Source organism: Micromonospora sp. NPDC049171, from assembly GCF_040648275.1.
Taxonomy (GTDB): Bacteria; Actinomycetota; Actinomycetes; order Mycobacteriales; family Micromonosporaceae; genus Micromonospora.
Genome location: NZ_JBEZDJ010000007.1, coordinates 165,024 through 182,469, shown reverse-complemented (window position 1 = coordinate 182,469; position 17,446 = coordinate 165,024). Strand labels below are relative to the sequence as shown.

The window sequence follows — 17,446 nt, the reverse complement described above, 5'->3', positions numbered from 1 at the left end:
TGGCACCTCCTGCGACCATCCTCCCCCCTCGGCCCTGAGAACGAGCTGAGGACGCCGAACCGCCGTCGGTTGACCCGGGTGGCACCCTTGAACTGTGCGGTTGCTGGTGGTGGAGGACGAGGCCCGGTTGGCGGCTGCCCTGCAACGGGGCCTGGCGGCGGAGGGGTTCGCGGTGGACGTGGCGCGGACCGGCCCGGCCGGGCTGGACGCGGCCCGGCACGGCGAGTACGACGCCATGATCCTCGACGTGATGCTCCCCGGCCTCTCCGGCTACGAGCTGGTCCGCCAACTGCGAGCGGAGCAGCACTGGTTGCCGGTGCTGATGCTCTCCGCCAAGGACGGCGAGTACGACCAGGCCGACGGCCTCGACTGTGGCGCGGACGACTACCTGACCAAACCCTTCTCGTACGTGGTGCTGCTGGCCCGGCTGCGGGCGCTGCTGCGCCGCGGCGCGCCGGAGCGCCCGACGGTGCTGGAGGTCGGTGACCTGCGGCTGGACCCGGCCCGCCGACGGGTGACCCGGGCCGACACCGAGGTGACGCTGACCGCGCGGGAGTTCGCGCTGCTGAACTACCTGATGCGCCGGCCCGGCCAGGTCATCTCCAAGATCGAGTTGCTGGACCACGTGTGGAACGCGAGCCTGGAGACCGCGCCGAACATCGTCGAGGTGTACGTCGGCTACCTGCGCCGCAAGCTCGGCCGGGACCGCCTGGAGACGGTCCGGGGCGTCGGTTACCGGCTGGCGATGTGACAGCCGACGCTCCGGTGCCCGCCCGCCGGGCGTGGGCCGGCTGGCTGCCGGTGCTGGGGCTGCGGGGGCGGCTCATGGCGCTCGGCGTGCTCGGCCTCACCATCGGGCTGGCCCTGGGCGGGGTGGTACTGCTCGGCGCGCTCGGCTTCGTGCTCCAACGAACTGTCGACACCGAGGCGTTCCGGACCGCCGACGCGGTCGCGCTGCTCGCCGCCGAGGACGCGTTGCCCGACCCGCTTCCGGTGGCCGGCGGGCAGGTCCGCGTCCAGGTCGTCGACGGGCAGGGGCGGATCCGGGCCGCCTCGATCGACGCCGACCGGCTGGTCCCGATGGTCCGCCCCGAGCGGCTGGACCACGACCGTCGGCAGCGGCTGGAGGTGCCGGCCGAGCGGGTCGGGCTCGTCGGCCCGGTCCGGGTGGTCGCCGTACCCGCCGGCACCGCTGCCGACCCGCTGACCGTGCTGGTCGCCCGGTCGATGGCCGACGTGCGACACAGCACCCACGCGGTCCGGGTCATCCTGCTGGTGGCGTTCCCACTGCTGGTGGCCGTGCTGGCCGGGGTGGCGTGGCGGGTGGTGGGCGCGACTCTGCGGCCGGTCGAGGCGCTCCGTCGGGGCGCCGAGGAGATCACCGGGCGGGCCGGTACCGGTCGGCTGCCGGTGCCCGCGTCGGCCGACGAGATCCACCGGTTGGCGGTCACTCTCAACGGCATGCTGGACCGGCTGGAATCCGGTCGGGTGCGGCAACGGGCGTTCGTCTCCGACGCCGCACACGAGCTGCGCAGCCCGTTGACCAACATCCGGACCGAGCTGGAGGTCGCCCAGCGCCTCGCGGACCGCACGGACTGGACGGCGGTGACCGCCAACCTGCTCGCCGACACCGACCGGCTGAGCCGACTTGTCGACGATCTCCTGCTGCTGGCCCGCCTGGACGAGGCTCCGCCGGCCCGGGGGACCGGCCCGGTGGAGCTGGGCGCGCTGCTGACCGAGGTCGCGGCCCGCTACCCGTCGCCGCCGGTGCGGGTGACGATGCCGCCGGGCCCGCTGTGGACGACCGGCAACGCCGACGAGCTGCGGCGCGTGCTGGCCAACCTGGTCGACAACGCGGTACGCCACGCGTACGGCACGGTGGTGCTCGCCGCCGAGGCGACGCCGGTGCCGCGGCGGACGGTCGGGGCGTACCGCCTGGTGACGGTGACCGACGACGGCCCGGGGGTGCCGGCGGCGGATCGGGAGCGGGTGTTCGACCGGTTCACCCGGCTGGACGACGGTCGGGCCCGCGACGACGGCGGCGCCGGCCTGGGGCTGGCCATCGTCCGGGAGTTGGTGCGCCGGGCCGGCGGCAGCATCACCCTGACCGACGCGCCGGAGCAGCACGGGCTGCGGGTGTGCCTGCTGCTGCCGGCCGACCCGGGCCTGAACCCGCCGGCTTCTGCCTGAGTCGGCCGGGTCAGCGGCGGCGGGTGCAGACCTGCTCGGAGTTGGCGACGGTGTCGGTGGACCAGACGACGGCGACGGTGAAGCAGTAGTCGTTGGTGCGGTTGAGCGCGTAGATGACGTAGCTGGTGGTGCCGGCGGGCAGGGTCGCGAAGACGTTGCGGTCCTGACCGGTGCGGCCACCCGCGATGACCACCGGGCCCTCACTGCCGGCCGGATAGGTCCAGTTCAGCGCGATGCTGTCCCGGGTGTCGCGCAGGGTTACCGCGCCGGGCGGGCTGCCGGGCGGTGCTCCGGTGCCGGCCGGCGTGGGCGCTGCGCCGCCCGGGTTGGGTGCGGTGGTGGCCGGCGGGCCGGCGGTGGGGGAGCCGCTGGCCGGCGGCGGCGTCGGCTCGTCGTCGCCGTCGACCCGGGCCACCCCGGCGATCACCGCGGCCGCACCGAGCAGCACCACGACCACACCGGCCACCAGCACCGGCACCAGCCGGTTGCGCGGCGGCGACGGCGCCCGGTGCACGGGGACCGGCAGCAACCGGGACGGCGTGTAGGGCTCAAGCGGCGCGTACGGGTCCGGCGGCCGGTACGGGTCGGACGCCGCGTGCGGGTCGGACGGCTGGTACGGGTCGGGCGCTGCATATGGGTCGGACGCCGTATACGGGTCGGACTGCGTGGCGGGGCGGTGCAGCCGGTATACCCCCGGCTGCTCCTCGGTGCCGCCGGCCAGCCCGATCACCGACGGGGGCACCGGAGCGTCGGTGCTGTAGGGCGTGGGCTCCTCCGCCGACTCGGGTGGCCAGGTGGTGCCGGCCGGCCCGACCGGTTCGTCGGCCGGCGTTCGAGGACTCGGCACCGTCCCGCCGGCTGCCGGCCCGGCCTGGTGTGGCGCGGATGCCGACGGGTGGCGGCCGAATTCGGTCGGGTCGTCGTCGTGCGGTGGGACGCGGGCGGCCGGCACCGCCGGGGTGTCCCGGGCGGTGGGCGCGTTGTCGGCGCAGGCGTGGTCGGGATTGGCCGCAGCCCGGGCCAGGGCCGCCACCTGCGCGGCCAGCGGGTCGTCGGCGGGCAGGTGCTGCCGGCACAGCTCACGTGCCAGTGCCAGGTTGTCGTGCGCCTCGGTGAACTGCCCGCAGTCACGCTGCATCGCCCCGAGCCGCGCCAGCATCTTGATGCCGCTGGGGTGCCCGTCGCCGTAGATCTCCCGGTGCAGCTCCCAGGCGTCCTGGAGCCGGTCCCGGGCGACCGTGCACTGGCCGCGGGCGTACTCGACGGTGGCCAGGTCGGCGTGTGCGGCGAGCACCCGCAGTGACTCCGGGCCATCCTGTGCGGTCAGCTCGATGATGACTTCCTGGTAGAGCCGAGCGGCCCGGGAGTGGCTGCCGACCCGGTGCAGCACCGCGGCCAGGGTCGCTGCGGCGGCCACCGTGCGCGGGTCGGAGCGGCCGTGCAGGCGGGTGGTGGCCGCGTACGCGAAGGCGGCCCAGCCCCGGGCCGAGTGGGGCTCACCGAGGGCGACCAACACCCGCGCCTGGAGGCTGGCCGCCTCGGCCAACTCGCCGGTGGCGTTGGCGGGACGGGGGTCGGCGTCGGTGAGCGCGTCGGCGAGCAGTTGCTGCGCGCCGGCCAGATCGCCGGCCGACACGAGATGGTGCGCCTGGTCAGTCAGTTCACCGAAGCCGGAAGACACGCCCCATCGTGCTCATTCGACGACGTTAAGTACAAGACCCGCGCCGGTGTCGATTGGTCAGGATCTCCTCAGGTGGTCGGCCAGGGTTTCGCTGATTCGGCGCAGTTGGTCGACCTGGGCGGGGCTCAACGCGTCGAACAGGTGCCGGCGTACCCCTTCGACGTGGCCGGGTGCGGCGGCCGCGAGGGTGGCGAAGCCCTCGTCGGTGAGCAGGGCGATCTGCCCGCGCCGGTCGGTGGGGCAGTCCTCGCGGCGCACCCATCCGGCCGCCTCCAGCCGGGCCACGGCGTGCGAGAGCCGGCTGCGCGACGACCCCGCCGCCTGCGCGAGCTCGCTCATCCGTAGTTGGCGACCGGGGGCCTCGGAGAGCCGGACCAGGATCTCGTAGTACGCGTGCGGCATGCCCGCCTCGCGCTGTAGCTCGCGGTCGAGCGTGTCCATCAGCATCCGGGACGCGGCGAGGTACGCGCGCCACGTGCGCTGTTCGTCGGGGTCCAGCCAGCGGGTCATGGCGGCCATCATAACGCAGATGGTTGAACGTTCAACCAAAGCGAGCTAGTCTGGGGTCATGGGTATCCACCGGCTCAACCACGCGGTCCTCTACGTCAGTGACCTCGCCCGCAGCGTCGCGTTCTACCGGGACGTGCTGGGCTTCCGTGCGGTGGCGATGACCCCGGACGGATTCCGGGGCGCCACCTTCCTCCAGGCTCCCGACTCCACCAACGACCACGACCTCGGCCTGTTCGAGATCGGCGCCGGCGCCGGGCGGTCGACAGCCGGCCGGGCCACCGTCGGCCTCTACCACCTCGCGTGGGAGGTGGACACGCTCGACGAGCTGGCCGTCACCGCCGAGCGGCTCGCCGCCGCCGGGGCCCTGGTCGGCACCTCCGACCACGGCACGACCAAGAGCCTCTATGGCAAGGACCCGGACGGCCTGGAGTTCGAGATCGTCTGGCTGATCCCCGCCAACCTGCTCGACGACGCCGCACTGAGCGCGCGCAAGCAGATCGGTCGGCTCGACCTGGACGCCGAGCGGCAGCGCTACGGCGGGCAGACCCGGGGCGGGGTGGGGATCTCCGTCCCGGCCTGAGCAGGTCATACGGTAGAACGGACCGATGCCGACCGACCGGACCACCGATTTCCTTCGTGCGCTGCTGGTCCGCCAGCTGACCACCTGGCTGCCCACGGCCCTGCACCGCTCCCGGCGGGCCACCATCGCACTCGCCGGCACCGACGCGGGCGGCGCGGTGGCCACGCTGCAACTGGTCGGCGCGCACGCCGACCAGTTGCGCGGCCGCCAGGTCACGGTGCTGGTGCTCGCCGACGGGTCGCCCGACCTGCCGGCCCGCCTCGGCCCGGTCGAGGCGGAACTGCCCGCCGAGGTCACCGTGCACCTGCTGCCCGGCAACCCGGATCGGCTGCCGGTCGCCGTCAAGGCGGCCGGTGCGGCGGGCTCACCGCTGTTCTCCTTCGTGGACGTGTCAGGTGCGGTGGGCCCGAAGCTGCTCACGGCCGCCGCCAACGGCCGCACCGGCGAGGTGCTGCTGCACGCGGGCAGCAGTGCCCGTGCCGCGCTCGTCGCGGCCGGCTTCCCCCTGGTCGCCGAGCTGGCACCGGTGCTGCCGGACGACGAGGTCGCCGGCGTGGTCGCGTTCGGCAGTCGTTCGGACCGGAGTCTGGAGGCGGTGCGTGACGCGCTCTGGTCGGTCGGCGCGGACTTCGGCGTGCGCTACCGCGACCCGGTCGACCCGATGAGCGCACCTGTCGACGTGGCCGGCGACCCCGACGTCACACCGCTGGCCCAAGCGCTGCTGGCCGAGCTGCGTCGCGGCGGTCCACGACCGGTCACCGAGCTGCGCCGGCACACCCTCACCGCGACCGTCTACCGTGCCGCCGACGCGAACCGCGCGCTGGCCGACCTGCTGAACGAAGGTGACGTGCGACGCGACCGCGAGAACGGCAAGCTGGCCGGCGACGAGCTGATCACCCCAGAGCGCTGAGCCCGCCCGCGCCGGGCCCGGTGCGGAGACTCCGTAGACGCCGAGCGGGTGCCGGTGATGTCAACGGCACCCCGCTCGACTCCCGGGAGGTTACGACCGGGACTTGTCCTGCTTCCAGGACAGTGGACCCGGCAGGTCGACGCGGTGCGCCCGTGCCTTGGAGTTCCAGGACCAGCGCCCGATCTTGATGCTCCAGGAGGAGAAGCCGTTCTCGGTGAAGTTCAGGATGATCGGACCGTACTTCTTGCGCTTGCGAAACATGAGGCCCATCGGAGGACTCCCCTCGTCACCGTTCCCTGCCGTGTCGAGATCGAACATGCCCGGACCGGCAACTTTTGAAACCCACTCAGCGTCCGTCCTGGACGGTCTCGGCCGAGCGCGGCCAATCTCTACTCACCAGATAGGTGTTGCGGCACGGTAAATACTGCTAGGCGCGCTTTTTCCCCTTGGCATCGATGGAATTCTCATCTTCTGGAAGACCGTTGACCGGCCGATCCCGTCCCGGCAACATGAGGTCATGTCGCAGCGGGATGAGCTTCACCTCACCGCTCGTGTGCACGTCGACCTGGTCCGGCACGCGAGCGCGCTCTGTTGAGCCGACCGGTCCATCCGGTTCGACTCCAGCGACGCACGCACACCGCCGGCCCGCTCAACGCGGAGCAGCGTGCCTTCTCACCCTCCTTACTCCCACCGTGGACAGATCAGGAGACTCCGCATGTCCCCACCCCGTCGTGCCGTCCTCCGTCCCCGAGCCGCCGCCAACGCCCCGACCACCGCCGTGACCAGCAACTCCGCCCCACCCCGACCGGCCCGCGCGTACGCGGCGTCGACCCCGGTGTCGGCGTGACCACCGTGGAGCGTCCCGCGACGGACGCGGCCGAGCTGCGACCGGTGAGCGCGGACCTGTTCCGTGCCCTGCTGCGTCGGCAGGCCACAAGCGTCACCGTGGTCACCGCTGTCGCCCGCGCCACCCACCCGGCCTGCCTGGGTGGGATCGGCGCGCCGATCCGGGCGGGTTTCACCGCCACCTCGTTCACGTCGGTGTCGCTGGACCCGCCGCTCGTCTCGTTCTGCCTCGGGACGGCGTCGTCGAGCTGGCCGGTGCTGGCTCGCGCCGAGCACGTCGCGGTGCACCTGCTGACCGCGGGGCAGCGGGATGCCGCGACGATCTTCGCCACCAGCGGCATCGACCGGTTCGCCGCGTACCCGGACTGGACGTCCGGACCGTTCGGGGTGCCGCTGCTGACCGGCGTGTTGGCCCGGCTCTTCTGCCGGGTGGTGCACCGGGTGCCCGCCGGCGACCACACGCTCGTCATCGCCGAGCCGTTGGCGCTCGGTGACGGCGGCGACGGCGCGCCGTTGGTGCACCACCACGGCGGCTACACGACCGCCGTCGCGCCGGTGCCGCGGTGACGGCGCTGGCCACACCGGGTCTGCTCGCGTTGGACCGGGCCGCCCAGGACCTGCTGTTCCGGGCGGCCCGCACGGCCAACACGTTCACCGACGAGCCGGTCACCGACGCCCAGGTCGCGGCGATCCACGATCTGATCCGGTACGGGCCCACCGCGTACAACGGCCAGCCGCTGCGGGTGCTGCTGCTGCGCAGTTCGGCGGCACGGGCGCGACTACTGCCGCACCTCTCGTCGAGCAACCGGGCGAAGACCGCCGCCGCGCCGCTGGTGGCGGTGCTCGCCGCCGATGTGGACTTCCACGAGCGGCTGCCCGAGCTGTACCCGCACCGCCCGCAGGCCCGGGACTGGCTCGGCGATCGGGCGGCGCGGGCCGAGCAGGCCCGGCTCAACGCGACTCTGCAGATCGGCTACCTGCTGGTGGGCGTTCGCGCGGCGGGGCTGGCCGCCGGCCCGATGGCCGGGTTCGACGCGGCGGGCGTGACCCGGGAGTTCTTTCCCGACGGGCGGCACGAGACGCTGCTGGTCATGAACGTGGGCCACCCCGGCCCAGACGCCTGGCGCGCCCGGCTGCCCCGGCTGAGCACCGAGGACGTGGTCCGGACGCTCTGACCCGCGAGGTGGATCAGCGCGGCTCCCACGCGTCGGGCAGCGCGGTGAGCTTGCGGACGTGGGCGGGCAGCCGACCGTTGACGATCTCGGCGAGGCTCACCTCGTCGACCACGCGCCGCACCGCCGCCCGCACGGCCACCCAGAGGCCGGGCAGGTTCTCCGCCGCACCCTCGTATTGGGTCTCCTCGGGGCGCAGCCCGCGTACCCCGGCCAGCGGGCCGTCCACCGCGCGCAGCACCGCGCCGACGGTCACCTCGCGTGGGGGACGGGCCAGCGTGTAGCCGCCCTCGGCGCCACGCTGGGCGCGGACGATGCCGGCCCGGCGTAGATCCGCCAGGACGGCCTCCAGGAACTTGCGGGGCATGTCCTGCTCCCCGGCGATGGCCTGGGTGGACAGCAGTGAAGGGTACGCGGTGGCCAGGCTCAGCGCCGCCCGTACCGCGTAGTCGCCGCGCGCGGAGATCTGCACCCTGTCATCATGCCCGGCCGGTGCCGAGGGCCGGTCCGGTGGGCGACCCGGACCGCCCGGGGTGGCCGCCGTTGGCTGGTTCGGCGAGGGGGCGGAACCAGCCGCCGTTGGTGCCGGTCGGCTCGGCCGGCGCTCGGGGCCGGACCACCCGGCTGGCCGCCGGCTGGTCCCGGGCGGCCCGAAACGCGCCGGGGCTCACCCCGACCTCGCGGGTGAAGAAACGGCCGAAGTTCGTCGGCTCGGAGAAGCCGAGCTGCCGGCCGATCTGGGCGATCGGCTGGTCGGTCGCGGCGAGCAACCGGCCGGCCTGCAACGCGACCCGCTCGTCGATGACCTGCTTGGCGCTGCGGCCGGTGACGGCCAGACAAGCCCGGGTCAGGGTACGCACCGAGCAGCGCAGCCCGGCGGCGTAATCCTCCACCCGCCGGCTGCGCGGGTAGCCGTGCTCCACCTCCTGGCAGAACCGGTGGAACGTCTCGTCCTCGGGCCGGGGCGCCGAGCGGTCGGCACTGGCCAGGGTCAGCCGGAGCAGCAACACGGCCAGTTGGTGACGGAGCAGCGCGCGGGCGGGGTGGCTGTCGGGGTGCCGCTGACAGTCCACCGCCAACTGGCTCACCTCGCTGATCACCGCGTCCTCGTCCTCGCCGGCCAACTGCCGCCACGTCACGGGCGCGTCCAGGTCGACGTCGAAACCGCGCAGCGCCTCGGGAACCCAGGAGACCACCGTGGCGTCGAACTGCGGCCCGGCGCAGCGCAGCACCTGGCCGGCTCGGACCCGCAGCAGCGTGCCGGGCCGGCAGGGCAGGAGGTGGAAGTCGAGCTCCGCGTCGCCGTGCCCCCGGGTGGTGAGGATCAGCAGCTCCTGCTCGACGAGCACCGGCCGACGCCAGCCCGGGTCGCCGGCAAGGTCGGCCAGCGCGAACGTGGCAATCTCGTCGGGCACGGGTGGAGCCGAACCGATCGGTGGCGCGGGGGTGGGACCGGTGGAGACCATCGCCTGCGACGGTAGCCCGAACCGCAGGTCACCGCATCCCAATCGACGCAGGTAGCGGAATCGACGCCGCACACCGGGCTTGTCGCGATCCCGGCGGCCGGGCTACGTTACCCGGCGGTAGCGCTGTCCGGGCCACGGTCCGCCCGGCGCCTCGCCGGCCACCCCACCGGTCGGCGGACCTCGCCGACTCGCGATGGGATGGGCATGACGCAGCTGTTCTCGGTCGAAGGTAAGACGGTCCTGGTCACCGGCGGGTCGCGGGGGATCGGCCTGATGATCGCCCAGGGCTTCGTACGGGCCGGCGCACACGTGATCATCTCGTCCCGGAAGGCCGATGTCTGCGCGGCGGTCGCCAAGGAGCTCTCCGCCGAGGGCCACTGCGAGGCCATCCCCGCCGACCTGGGCGACGACGCCGGGGCCGAGGCGCTGGCCGCCGCCGTACGCGAGCGCTTCGACCGTCTCGACGTGCTCGTCAACAACGCCGGCGCGACCTGGGGCGCCCCGCTGGAAAACTACCCGGAGGCCGCGTTCGACAAGCTCTGGGCCGTCAACGTCAAGGCCGTCTTCCGACTCACCACCGCGCTGCTGCCGGCGCTGCGCGCCGCCGCCAGCGCCGACGACCCGGCCCGCGTGATCAACATCGGGTCGATCGACGGCATCCGGGTGCCGATGATGGAGGTGTACGCGTACTCGGCCACCAAGGCGGCCGTGCACATGCTCACCCGCGGCCTGGCCCACCAGTTGGCCGGTGAGCAGATCACCGTCAACGCGATCGCACCCGGCCCGTTCGAGAGCAAGATGATGGCGTTCGCGCTGGACGACCCCGCCAGCCGGGCCGCCATCGAACAGCAGGTGCCGCTGGGCCGCATCGGACGCCCGGAGGACATGGCCGGCACCGCCATCTACCTCTCGTCGCGCGCCGGCGCGTACCTCACCGGCGCGGTCATCCCGGTCGACGGCGGCATCACCACGCACGGCTGAGCACCGGCTGACCCGGGTCGGGCTGCCCGCGCATCACGCCCCGGGTGTGCCGGGGCCGCGCGGACTCGGCAGATCCGCGCGGCCCCGGGTTGGCCGGTGTTGCCCGTTCGGGCGGTGGTCAGCGACCGGCGAGCAGTCGGGTCACCGCCGTGTCGACGTCCAGGTGCTCGGCCTCACGACCGCGCGGGACGACGACGTAGGTCCGTCGAAGGAAACGCACCAGAACACTGCGCGGCACCTCGAAGAGGGCGTTGCCGTCCGGTGACGAGAGGGCCAGCGCGACGAAGTCGCCGCGCGGTGTGGCCCAGGGCCAGACCCGCACATCACCGATGCCGGCTGGCTCGTCCAGGCCGGTGACCAGCAGTTCGCGGGCGAAGGACCAGCTCACCGCCTCGCCACCGGCAGATTCGGCATGGAACAGGACATGGACCGCATACGGGTCAGCAGGGTCGTAACGCAGACTGGCACGCACCGGCAAGGCCGTGGCGTCAGGTGCGACGAGCCTTAGCGACGTCTCGACCTCTACGGTCGTCGGTCGAATGACACTCATGGACGTTCTCCCCCCGGCACCGCTGCGGAACGCGCGTGTCCCGCTTTTCCCATACTCAGGTGCTACTCCTGGCTACGCTCCGCCATACGCTGACTTCACCCAGTGGTGGGAAGGGGGACGGAAAGGCCGCGTGAATGTGAGCATTCATGTAGGATTTCCGGTTCTGCCCAGTGCGTGATCCCGCCCGGCATCGGGTGGTTCAGTCGTCGACTTACTCCGGTAACGTCCAGTCGACCGTTGCAGTGACGGGCGTGAGCGACACTGGGGGGTGAAATGGTGACGAAGAAATCCTCAGTGGATCCGCCCGCGGCGCCCGGCCCGCCGAAGGTCGCGGTCCGAGCAGCCGAAAAGCGGGGGTACGGAGTGCCGATGGAGCAGCCCGAACGCGCCGATCGGCCGACGCCCGACGCCGATCGTCCCGGCGGTGTCCTGGTCGTCGGAGACCCGCCGCGCCGCCCCCGCTGGCGGGAGCAGGTCTCGCTGACTCTCGACCTCATCCGAGCCAACCCCACCGGCCGGATCGCCCTCAAGATCTTCATTGCCATCGCGGGCGCGATCGTGGTGACCATCGGCATCGCACTCATCCCGCTGCCCGGCCCGGGTTGGCTGCTGGTGATCGCCGGGTTGGGCATCTGGGCGGTGGAGTACCACTGGGCGCGCCGGCTGCTCGGCTTCACCCGCCGGCACGTCTACGGCTGGACGCACTGGGTGACGCGACAGTCACTGTTGGTGCGAATCGTGCTCGGGTCCGTCGGCCTGGTCTTCGTGGCCACCGTGGTCTGGCTGTCGCTCAAGTTCAGCCTCGGCATCGACCTGGTCGCCAAGGTGATGCACTACCTCGCGACGCACTGACCCCGGGTTTCCGGTCCGGTTCCACGATCGGGTAGAGTCAGTGGCGCTGAGGGCGATTAGCTCAGTGGGAGAGCGCTTCGTTCACACCGAAGAGGTCGCTGGTTCGATACCAGCATCGCCCACTCTCAGTTTGTGCAGGTCAGAAGCCCGTTACCGGAGTTGCGGTAACGGGCTTTGTCGCGTGTGCGGCTTACATTGGGAGCAGATTGGGAGCAGCGCGGGTGTGTCTCGGCGCGACCGGTGTCCACATCCCGGGGGTGCCCCCGGGTGCCGGCTCGCGGGCCGACTGATGGCAGTCGTTCCGGTGGTCCGCCCACTCGCCGGTCCCTTCGGGAGGTCGTGTACCCAGGTCTCGGTGCTTTGCCGGGGTCTGGCGGACCACGTCGTTGCGATCCTTGGCACGAAGTCGTCCAGGACCTGGTGGTCCGTCGCGGCCCATGCGGGAAGCTGGGTAGCCACTGCTGCGCCTGTTCGGCGCTGTGCATGATGGTCGCCGGGTGCCCGTCGTGCGGCGGGTAACGGCGGAAGGAGCGGCGCGACCTAGTGGGGCCGACAGACCGCGGGCACACCAGCCCGTATTCCACGGGCGGTGGCGGGATCGTTCTCGACGCCGACACCGGTGACGTCCGGCCGACAGGCCGAGGTGGCCGCACCGGTACCGGCGGTGAGGAGCCCGAGCGTGGCCAGGAGCCCGAGCGGCAGACGGCCGCCCGGGCTCCCGGATCGTGACGCGTTCGTCAGGGGTACATCTGCTTGACGGTGAAGTTCATCGACTGGGCGTAGAGGCTGGCACCGGTCGGGCTGTTGGGGTGGAAGGACTGCTGCGACGTCGGGCCGTCCGGGATGTCACCCGGCGACTTGTCCGTCACGACTCCGTTGATGCCTGACGGCGAGCCGCAGACCGACTTGCCCGCGAACTCGTCGATCGGGTCGGAGTAGTACGCGATCGTCCGGCCGTGCGCGGTGTTGAAGTCGCGGACGACGTCCAACTGTTCGTCACGTAGCAGCACGCTCATCTCGGACAGCCACACCCGCTCCTCGTCGCTGAGGACGAGCTTGATGGGGCAGAGCGGGTCGCCGCCGATCTCGACAATCTTCGGGTACCCCATGAGCATGATCTTGGCGTTCGGCGCCTTCTTGTGGATCTCCTCCAGCACCTTCGTGTTCGACCGGGGAACCGTGTCGGTGATGCGGCGTCTGGTCGACACGTCCACGGTGTCCGTCTCGCCCGGCAGGTTCGCCTTGAAGCAGTCCAGCGGGCCGGCAAAGATGAGGCACTCCTTGACCACCGGGCCGAACTTCGCGTCGTTGCCGCCGATCGAGATCGTGACGAGCGTGGTGTTCTCGTCCAGGTAGCCCTTGTCGAGCTGGGACACCTCCAGGTATTGGCCCTTGCCCCGTTCGTTGTCGGCGTTGCGGGGCTCGTTGCCGACGGTACGCAGCGGCAGGATGTTCTCCGTCTCCGCGCCCGAGCAGGCGATCAGGTGGTAGTCCATGTTGACGTCGTGCTGCTGGCTCGTGATGTCCGCCCGCGACCCGACCGGTGTGGACGACCCGGGCAGCACCGCCTTGCGCGACCACGCGTTCTTCGAGCGGTGACAGCCGTTGCGGAAGGCGTTGTCCCTGTTGTTGTCCGTCTCGCGGTAGTAGTCCGAGCCGTTCACCGGCGAGGCGCCCTCGCCCGACGAGAACGAGTCACCGAGCGCCACCACCTGGTGCTGCGGCTTGCCCGGCAGCCGGATGAACGCCGCCGCGTCGAAGGCCACGTTCTCCTGCGGCCGGCCCAGGGCCAGGTCGCCCTGCCCGCCGGTCGGCACGTCGTCCCGCAGCTGCGCCAACTCCTCCGGTGTCAGGTCCGACACCATGTTGGTCAGCTCCACCTTCGGGACGTTGTTGAACTCGAACACGCCGAGCGCCACCCAGCGGTTCGCGTACCCGCGCTGCTGGACCATGCGGGTCTTGACCACACCGTTCTTCGTCGTGATCTTGTACGCCGCCTGCTGCGTGGTACCGAGGTGATCGGGGATGTGGACCATGACTCGCATCCATCCGTTCACCGTCTGGTTCAGCGTCCACGTCCCGCTGACGTAGAGGTTGCTGCCCGGCTCGCGGGTGTGCGTGAACCAGTAGTGCGCGCCGTACCCGCCGCCGACCTGGTGCAGGTCGATCTTGCCCGGGTACTGGAGCGTGCCGTTCTGCGTCTCGCCGGCGAACCCGTGCGTGAACGTGCCGCTGTTCGTTCGTCGGGTGCAGAGCCAACCGGCCTCGTCACGGCGTGGGCTGACGACGTCGTTGATCACATCGTCGACCACGAGCGCGTCCACCGGCAGGTCGGTGCCGCACTTCGGGTAGTAGCTCACCCCGGCGGCCGGATACGCCCAGCCGGGGTCGTACCTGATGGCGGCGTTACCACAGTCCAGACAGCCCGGTTTCCAGTCCGCGGATCGGTTGTACCAGCACTTGAGGTCCCGATCGCCGATGCCGTTCACGTGGTGGCACGGGCCGGCCGGTTCGTCGATCACATCGGGCGCTGTCGGCGGGAGGTTGTTGCCGTAGAAGCAGTCGTTGGACTGGTCGCAGAACGTCTGGAGGTGCGGCTTTACCCGCGCGCGCCCGTCGTTCGTGCTCCACCAGGCGTACCGGTAGCCGTCGGTGTAGGTGTCCGGCTTCTCGATCGCGTTGAGCGGGTGTCCGGCCCAACCCATGATCTTCTCCGGGTACGGCCAGTGGCTCGGGTGCCGAGCGTCGTCGTAGGTGTACTCCAGGAACGCCTTGCGGTTGGCCGGGTACCGCGGGTTGGCCGGGTTGTTCGCCCAGCCGACGCCCCACGGCCCGTCCGTGCTGCCCTCCGGCGCGTAGAACCCGGTGTTGTAGGCCCACACCGCGAAGAACCAGCTCTCGATGTACTGCGGGTCGCCGCCGTTGACCTTCATGTTGTACGCGTCGACCTGGTTCCACTTGTCCTGCAGGATCCGCAGCGACTGGGAGATGTTCGCGGCGAAGTCCACGGTGATGGCCAGCTGCTGGTTGTACGGCAGTGGGACCTCGTTCGGCTTCTGGAACCCGGGCTTGCGCATGCCGTCGGTGACCTGCCCGACGCCGTAGCCGCAGTCGGACTTGTCCCAGCGGATCGTCCAGTCGTCGCTCGTGTCGGCGTCGTAGATGTCCAGCCCGTAGTAGTTACCGACGAGCGGGTTGCCGAACTCGCCGGGCAGGACGTGCGGCGAGGCCTGCCACAGGTTCGACTCCTGGGCGAGGATGCCGAGCATGATCTGCGCGGGCACGTGGCCACCGCCGTTGAGCGGCCGCATCGGGAACCAGTCTGCGACGTTGTAGCCGGGCAGGCCGGACTGGTTGAAGTTGTTGCCCCGGTTGAGGATCAGCGTGTCCTGCACCGCCATGTCGACAACCCACTCGATCTCCCGGGCGCGGGGCTGGTACACCTGTACCCGCACATCGTTGCGGGGGATCGCGCACCAGGCGGCCGTGTCGACCGGGTCGTGCAGCGGTGTCGCCAGCGTCGTGGCGCTCGGTGCCGACCGGGCCCGCCCCGGCGTCTTCGGGTTCGCCCGAGCGCCGGCGTCGCCCGACGTCGGCGTGGTTGGCGCGACCGCGAAGTCCACGCTGCGACCGGTCGCCGGCACCTTGGCCTTCATGATGAGCGACCGTTCGCGGCCGTCCGCGGCCTGCGCCGCCCGCGGGTCGGTCGTCCACCTGATGTCGTCCAGCAGCAGGTCACCCTCGCTGGACATCTCCGCCTGCACGGTCGCGTCGAGCTTCGCGACACGCGTGGGCAGCTTGTGCACCTTGCCGGGGGTGCCGGTGATGCCGACCCGACCGCCCGCGCCCTTGACCACGTTCATGTCGGTCGTGTCGCCCTCGGCCAGGGTGGCCGTCGCGCCGGACTTCACGACGGTCCGCCTGACCCGGCCGGCCTTGCTGTCGGCATCCATGTACACGACCGCGTCGCCGTTGGCCGCCAGCCGGAACGGCACCCCGGTGGTCCTCGCGACGGCCGACCGGCGCCCCTTGCCGTCGACCTTGACCAGCGCGCCGTTGTCGGCGGCGATGATCTCGTCCTGGACCGGCAGCGCCGAGGTGAGCTGGCCCGCCACCTGGATCGGCGCGGCCACGGTGCCGGTCGCGGCGTCGAGCTGCGTCAGGCGGGTCTTGCCCGAGCCGGTGTCGCCGCCGGTGAACGTGCTCAGCACGACGTTCTCACCGGTACCGCAGCCGGGGCTGAAGTACGCGAGGGACGCGTGCGCGGCCACCTTCCGGACGGACTGGTCCTTGAGGTCCACGACCGCCACGAAGGCGCCGCGGTCGAACAGGTCGGGCTTGTTCGTGAAGGCGCGCGGCGCGTACGTGACGACCAGCCGCCGGCCCGACTCGGTGAGGCAGCCGTTGCCGATCCACTGGTCGGTCTCCAGCCCCGGCTCGCTCAGCGTAGCGGCGGTCGTCCAGCTGTAGCCGGAGGCCGCCGATGCCACGAGCACGTGGAGGCCGGTCATGTCGCCGGAGAGGGTCCAGGCCCGATCCTGCGACGTCCGCCAGCCCTGCTTGAGGGCGGAGTCCCGCTGACCGGGCGGTATAGAGGTGGACGCCACCTCCTTCGGGGGCGGGTCCGGCGCCCCGGCGGCCGGCGCGGGGAGCACCACGAGACCACCGGCGACGATCGAGGCGGTGGCGAGCGCGACGGTGGCGCGGCGACGGGCGGCGCCGGGACTGAGCCCGCGCGGCGGCGCGGGGCGGGGCGGTGAAGCTGACACTGCGGTTCCTCCAGGATGGCTTGGGGTCGATGCAGTGTCGGAACCGCGCTCACCGTCGGCGCATCACGTTGTCATCGTGGGCGTACCGCGCCGGCGTCCCGGCACGGGCCTGCGCACCCGGCAGATCCGCACCGAGTCGCGGCAGCTCCGGTCGGTCCGCTCGTTCCTCGCCTGGCGGTCCGCGGTGCCCACGCCGACGCCGACGGCGGCATGACACCGCGCGGTGACCTGACGATGCGGCCGCAGTGTGGCGACGCCGCAGGATCACCCCCACGACATGCAGCACGACTGAGGAGGACAGCATGAAGGTAGGGAAGGTCCGGGAGCATCGTCTGGTGCGGGCGCTGATCGCACTGGTGGCGTTCATGGGACTCGGCGTGGTCACCGCGGCGGTACCGGCATCGCCGGCGCTGGCCGCGTGTTCGGGCACCGGCTGTTACAACGTCAATCCCAACGGCCAGTGCAGCGGCACCCGGTACGGCTGGACCGGCGGCGGCTACGACAGCGGACTCGGCATCGTCGTCGTGAAGTCGTCCGGCTGCAAAGCGGCCTGGGCACGCCTGCAGAACGACCAGTACGTCCGCTACGCGGGTGCGACCTTCACCGTGCGCATCGAGCGCCGGGTGTTGTCGCCCTACGGCCCCTGGTACACCGGCAGCCTCAGCAAGCAGTTCCCCTCCAGCAACGGCGGGGTGTGGACCAACATGCTCGAGGACCTCGACTCCTGGGACGAGCACCAGGCCTGCTTCAGCTTGAATGGCGGCGCCTGGACCTGCACCCCCTGGGTCCCCTGAACAACAGGCGGACCTCAGGGCCCTCGGCGGCGCGGGGGCCCTGAGATCCGTCATCCGGCCAGCTGGGTGTCGACCCGGGGGAACTGCGGCATCCGGTCATCACCCCCCGCCGTGGCGGACATGCCGAGCACCGGGGAAACTGCCC

At 71.7% G+C, this 17,446-nt stretch carries 19 protein-coding genes and 1 tRNA gene; 13 read left to right on the top strand and 7 right to left on the bottom strand.

Going from position 1 to position 17,446, the window contains the following annotated elements; translation table 11 throughout:
• Positions 1–94 precede the first annotated feature (94 nt).
• Together AB0B14_RS11640 and AB0B14_RS11635 are read left to right on the top strand one after the other, a co-directional pair.
• Positions 95–751, top strand: coding sequence for a response regulator transcription factor (locus AB0B14_RS11640; RefSeq protein WP_357070009.1), 657 nt, complete (start codon positions 95–97; stop codon positions 749–751).
• Between the two features lie 74 nt (positions 752–825).
• Entirely contained in the window at positions 826–2,190 is a 1,365-nt protein-coding gene (locus tag AB0B14_RS11635; RefSeq protein WP_357522422.1) for an ATP-binding protein, read from the top strand.
• A 10-nt stretch (positions 2,191–2,200) separates the two neighbouring features.
• Here the strand turns inward: AB0B14_RS11635 and AB0B14_RS11630 are convergent, their stop codons facing one another.
• Together AB0B14_RS11630 and AB0B14_RS11625 are read right to left on the bottom strand one after the other, a co-directional pair.
• Positions 2,201–3,871, bottom strand: a complete 1,671-nt coding sequence (locus tag AB0B14_RS11630; RefSeq protein WP_357522379.1) for a tetratricopeptide repeat protein — start codon at positions 3,869–3,871, stop codon at positions 2,201–2,203.
• A 57-nt stretch (positions 3,872–3,928) separates the two neighbouring features.
• On the bottom strand, positions 3,929–4,390 hold the full coding sequence (locus tag AB0B14_RS11625; RefSeq protein WP_357522421.1) for a MarR family transcriptional regulator: 462 nt from the start codon (positions 4,388–4,390) through the stop codon (positions 3,929–3,931).
• Positions 4,391–4,439: 49 nt separating this feature from the next.
• Here AB0B14_RS11625 and AB0B14_RS11620 point away from each other — a divergent pair, with 49 nt between their 5' ends.
• Both AB0B14_RS11620 and AB0B14_RS11615 read left to right on the top strand, forming a co-directional pair.
• Entirely contained in the window at positions 4,440–4,961 is a 522-nt protein-coding gene (locus AB0B14_RS11620) for a VOC family protein (RefSeq protein WP_357070005.1), read from the top strand.
• A gap of 25 nt (positions 4,962–4,986) precedes the next feature.
• The gene (locus tag AB0B14_RS11615; protein ID WP_357522378.1) at positions 4,987–5,871 is read left to right on the top strand and encodes a hypothetical protein; all 885 of its coding nucleotides are present in this window, start codon (positions 4,987–4,989) and stop codon (positions 5,869–5,871) included.
• A gap of 90 nt (positions 5,872–5,961) precedes the next feature.
• On the opposite strand, the gene AB0B14_RS11610 is transcribed toward AB0B14_RS11615, so the two are convergent.
• Positions 5,962–6,141, bottom strand: coding sequence for a DUF4236 domain-containing protein (locus AB0B14_RS11610; protein ID WP_030333600.1), 180 nt, complete (start codon positions 6,139–6,141; stop codon positions 5,962–5,964).
• 247 nt (positions 6,142–6,388) lie between these two features.
• On the opposite strand from AB0B14_RS11610, the gene AB0B14_RS11605 reads away from it, so the two are divergent.
• The 4 genes from AB0B14_RS11605 to AB0B14_RS11590 all read left to right on the top strand — a co-directional run bounded on the left by AB0B14_RS11605 (position 6,389) and on the right by AB0B14_RS11590 (position 7,892).
• Positions 6,389–6,466 carry a putative leader peptide gene (locus AB0B14_RS11605; protein ID WP_350938629.1) on the top strand — a complete coding sequence of 26 codons (78 nt, stop codon included), beginning with the start codon at positions 6,389–6,391 and terminating at the stop codon, positions 6,464–6,466.
• 120 nt (positions 6,467–6,586) lie between these two features.
• Complete coding sequence (locus tag AB0B14_RS11600; protein ID WP_357522377.1) at positions 6,587–6,718, top strand: hypothetical protein; 132 nt, start codon at positions 6,587–6,589, stop codon at positions 6,716–6,718.
• Entirely contained in the window at positions 6,715–7,284 is a 570-nt protein-coding gene (locus tag AB0B14_RS11595) for a flavin reductase family protein (RefSeq protein ID WP_357522376.1), read from the top strand. Before AB0B14_RS11600 ends, AB0B14_RS11595 begins: the two co-directional genes overlap by 4 nt.
• Complete coding sequence (locus AB0B14_RS11590; RefSeq protein ID WP_357522375.1) at positions 7,281–7,892, top strand: malonic semialdehyde reductase; 612 nt, start codon at positions 7,281–7,283, stop codon at positions 7,890–7,892. The genes AB0B14_RS11595 and AB0B14_RS11590 overlap by 4 nt, the downstream gene beginning before the upstream one ends.
• 13 nt (positions 7,893–7,905) lie before the next feature.
• Here the strand turns inward: AB0B14_RS11590 and AB0B14_RS11585 are convergent, their stop codons facing one another.
• Both AB0B14_RS11585 and AB0B14_RS11580 read right to left on the bottom strand, forming a co-directional pair.
• Positions 7,906–8,361 (bottom strand): Rrf2 family transcriptional regulator, encoded by a 456-nt coding sequence (locus AB0B14_RS11585; RefSeq protein ID WP_357069994.1) that lies wholly within the window; start codon positions 8,359–8,361, stop codon positions 7,906–7,908.
• A gap of 7 nt (positions 8,362–8,368) precedes the next feature.
• On the bottom strand, positions 8,369–9,355 hold the full coding sequence (locus AB0B14_RS11580) for an AraC family transcriptional regulator (RefSeq protein WP_357522374.1): 987 nt from the start codon (positions 9,353–9,355) through the stop codon (positions 8,369–8,371).
• 204 nt (positions 9,356–9,559) lie between these two features.
• Here AB0B14_RS11580 and AB0B14_RS11575 point away from each other — a divergent pair, with 204 nt between their 5' ends.
• Positions 9,560–10,336, top strand: coding sequence for a glucose 1-dehydrogenase (locus AB0B14_RS11575; protein WP_357069990.1), 777 nt, complete (start codon positions 9,560–9,562; stop codon positions 10,334–10,336).
• A gap of 118 nt (positions 10,337–10,454) precedes the next feature.
• Here AB0B14_RS11575 and AB0B14_RS11570 read toward each other — a convergent pair whose 3' ends face one another.
• On the bottom strand, positions 10,455–10,886 hold the full coding sequence (locus AB0B14_RS11570; protein WP_053653619.1) for an SsgA family sporulation/cell division regulator: 432 nt from the start codon (positions 10,884–10,886) through the stop codon (positions 10,455–10,457).
• A gap of 273 nt (positions 10,887–11,159) precedes the next feature.
• On the opposite strand from AB0B14_RS11570, the gene AB0B14_RS11565 reads away from it, so the two are divergent.
• Positions 11,160–11,738, top strand: a complete 579-nt coding sequence (locus AB0B14_RS11565; protein WP_357069988.1) for a TIGR02611 family protein — start codon at positions 11,160–11,162, stop codon at positions 11,736–11,738.
• Positions 11,739–11,788: 50 nt separating this feature from the next.
• Positions 11,789–11,860 (top strand) — tRNA-Val (locus AB0B14_RS11560).
• Between the two features lie 615 nt (positions 11,861–12,475).
• On the opposite strand, the gene AB0B14_RS11555 is transcribed toward AB0B14_RS11560, so the two are convergent.
• Positions 12,476–16,507, bottom strand: a complete 4,032-nt coding sequence (locus AB0B14_RS11555; RefSeq protein ID WP_357522373.1) for a hypothetical protein — start codon at positions 16,505–16,507, stop codon at positions 12,476–12,478.
• A 76-nt stretch (positions 16,508–16,583) separates the two neighbouring features.
• Here AB0B14_RS11555 and AB0B14_RS11550 point away from each other — a divergent pair, with 76 nt between their 5' ends.
• Both AB0B14_RS11550 and AB0B14_RS11545 read left to right on the top strand, forming a co-directional pair.
• Positions 16,584–16,721 carry a hypothetical protein gene (locus tag AB0B14_RS11550; RefSeq protein ID WP_357522372.1) on the top strand — a complete coding sequence of 46 codons (138 nt, stop codon included), beginning with the start codon at positions 16,584–16,586 and terminating at the stop codon, positions 16,719–16,721.
• A gap of 88 nt (positions 16,722–16,809) precedes the next feature.
• On the top strand, positions 16,810–17,301 hold the full coding sequence (locus AB0B14_RS11545) for a hypothetical protein (protein WP_357522371.1): 492 nt from the start codon (positions 16,810–16,812) through the stop codon (positions 17,299–17,301).
• Positions 17,302–17,446: the final 145 nt, after the last annotated feature.

Bases quoted from the DNA above. Each gene is read 5' to 3' on its own strand.
- AB0B14_RS11575 (WP_357069990.1), top strand. From the start codon at position 9,560: ATGACGCAGCTGTTCTCGGTCGAAGGTAAGACGGTCCTGGTCACCGGC.
- AB0B14_RS11545 (WP_357522371.1), top strand. From the start codon at position 16,810: ATGAAGGTAGGGAAGGTCCGGGAGCATCGTCTGGTGCGGGCGCTGATC.
- AB0B14_RS11605 (WP_350938629.1), top strand. From the start codon at position 6,389: ATGTCGCAGCGGGATGAGCTTCACCTCACCGCTCGTGTGCACGTCGAC.
- AB0B14_RS11620 (WP_357070005.1), top strand. From the start codon at position 4,440: ATGGGTATCCACCGGCTCAACCACGCGGTCCTCTACGTCAGTGACCTC.
- AB0B14_RS11615 (WP_357522378.1), top strand. From the start codon at position 4,987: ATGCCGACCGACCGGACCACCGATTTCCTTCGTGCGCTGCTGGTCCGC.
- AB0B14_RS11625 (WP_357522421.1), bottom strand. From the start codon at position 4,390: ATGGCCGCCATGACCCGCTGGCTGGACCCCGACGAACAGCGCACGTGG.
- AB0B14_RS11600 (WP_357522377.1), top strand. From the start codon at position 6,587: ATGTCCCCACCCCGTCGTGCCGTCCTCCGTCCCCGAGCCGCCGCCAAC.
- AB0B14_RS11635 (WP_357522422.1), top strand. From the start codon at position 826: ATGGCGCTCGGCGTGCTCGGCCTCACCATCGGGCTGGCCCTGGGCGGG.
- AB0B14_RS11580 (WP_357522374.1), bottom strand. From the start codon at position 9,355: ATGGTCTCCACCGGTCCCACCCCCGCGCCACCGATCGGTTCGGCTCCA.
- AB0B14_RS11570 (WP_053653619.1), bottom strand. From the start codon at position 10,886: ATGAGTGTCATTCGACCGACGACCGTAGAGGTCGAGACGTCGCTAAGG.
- AB0B14_RS11610 (WP_030333600.1), bottom strand. From the start codon at position 6,141: ATGGGCCTCATGTTTCGCAAGCGCAAGAAGTACGGTCCGATCATCCTG.
- AB0B14_RS11565 (WP_357069988.1), top strand. From the start codon at position 11,160: ATGGTGACGAAGAAATCCTCAGTGGATCCGCCCGCGGCGCCCGGCCCG.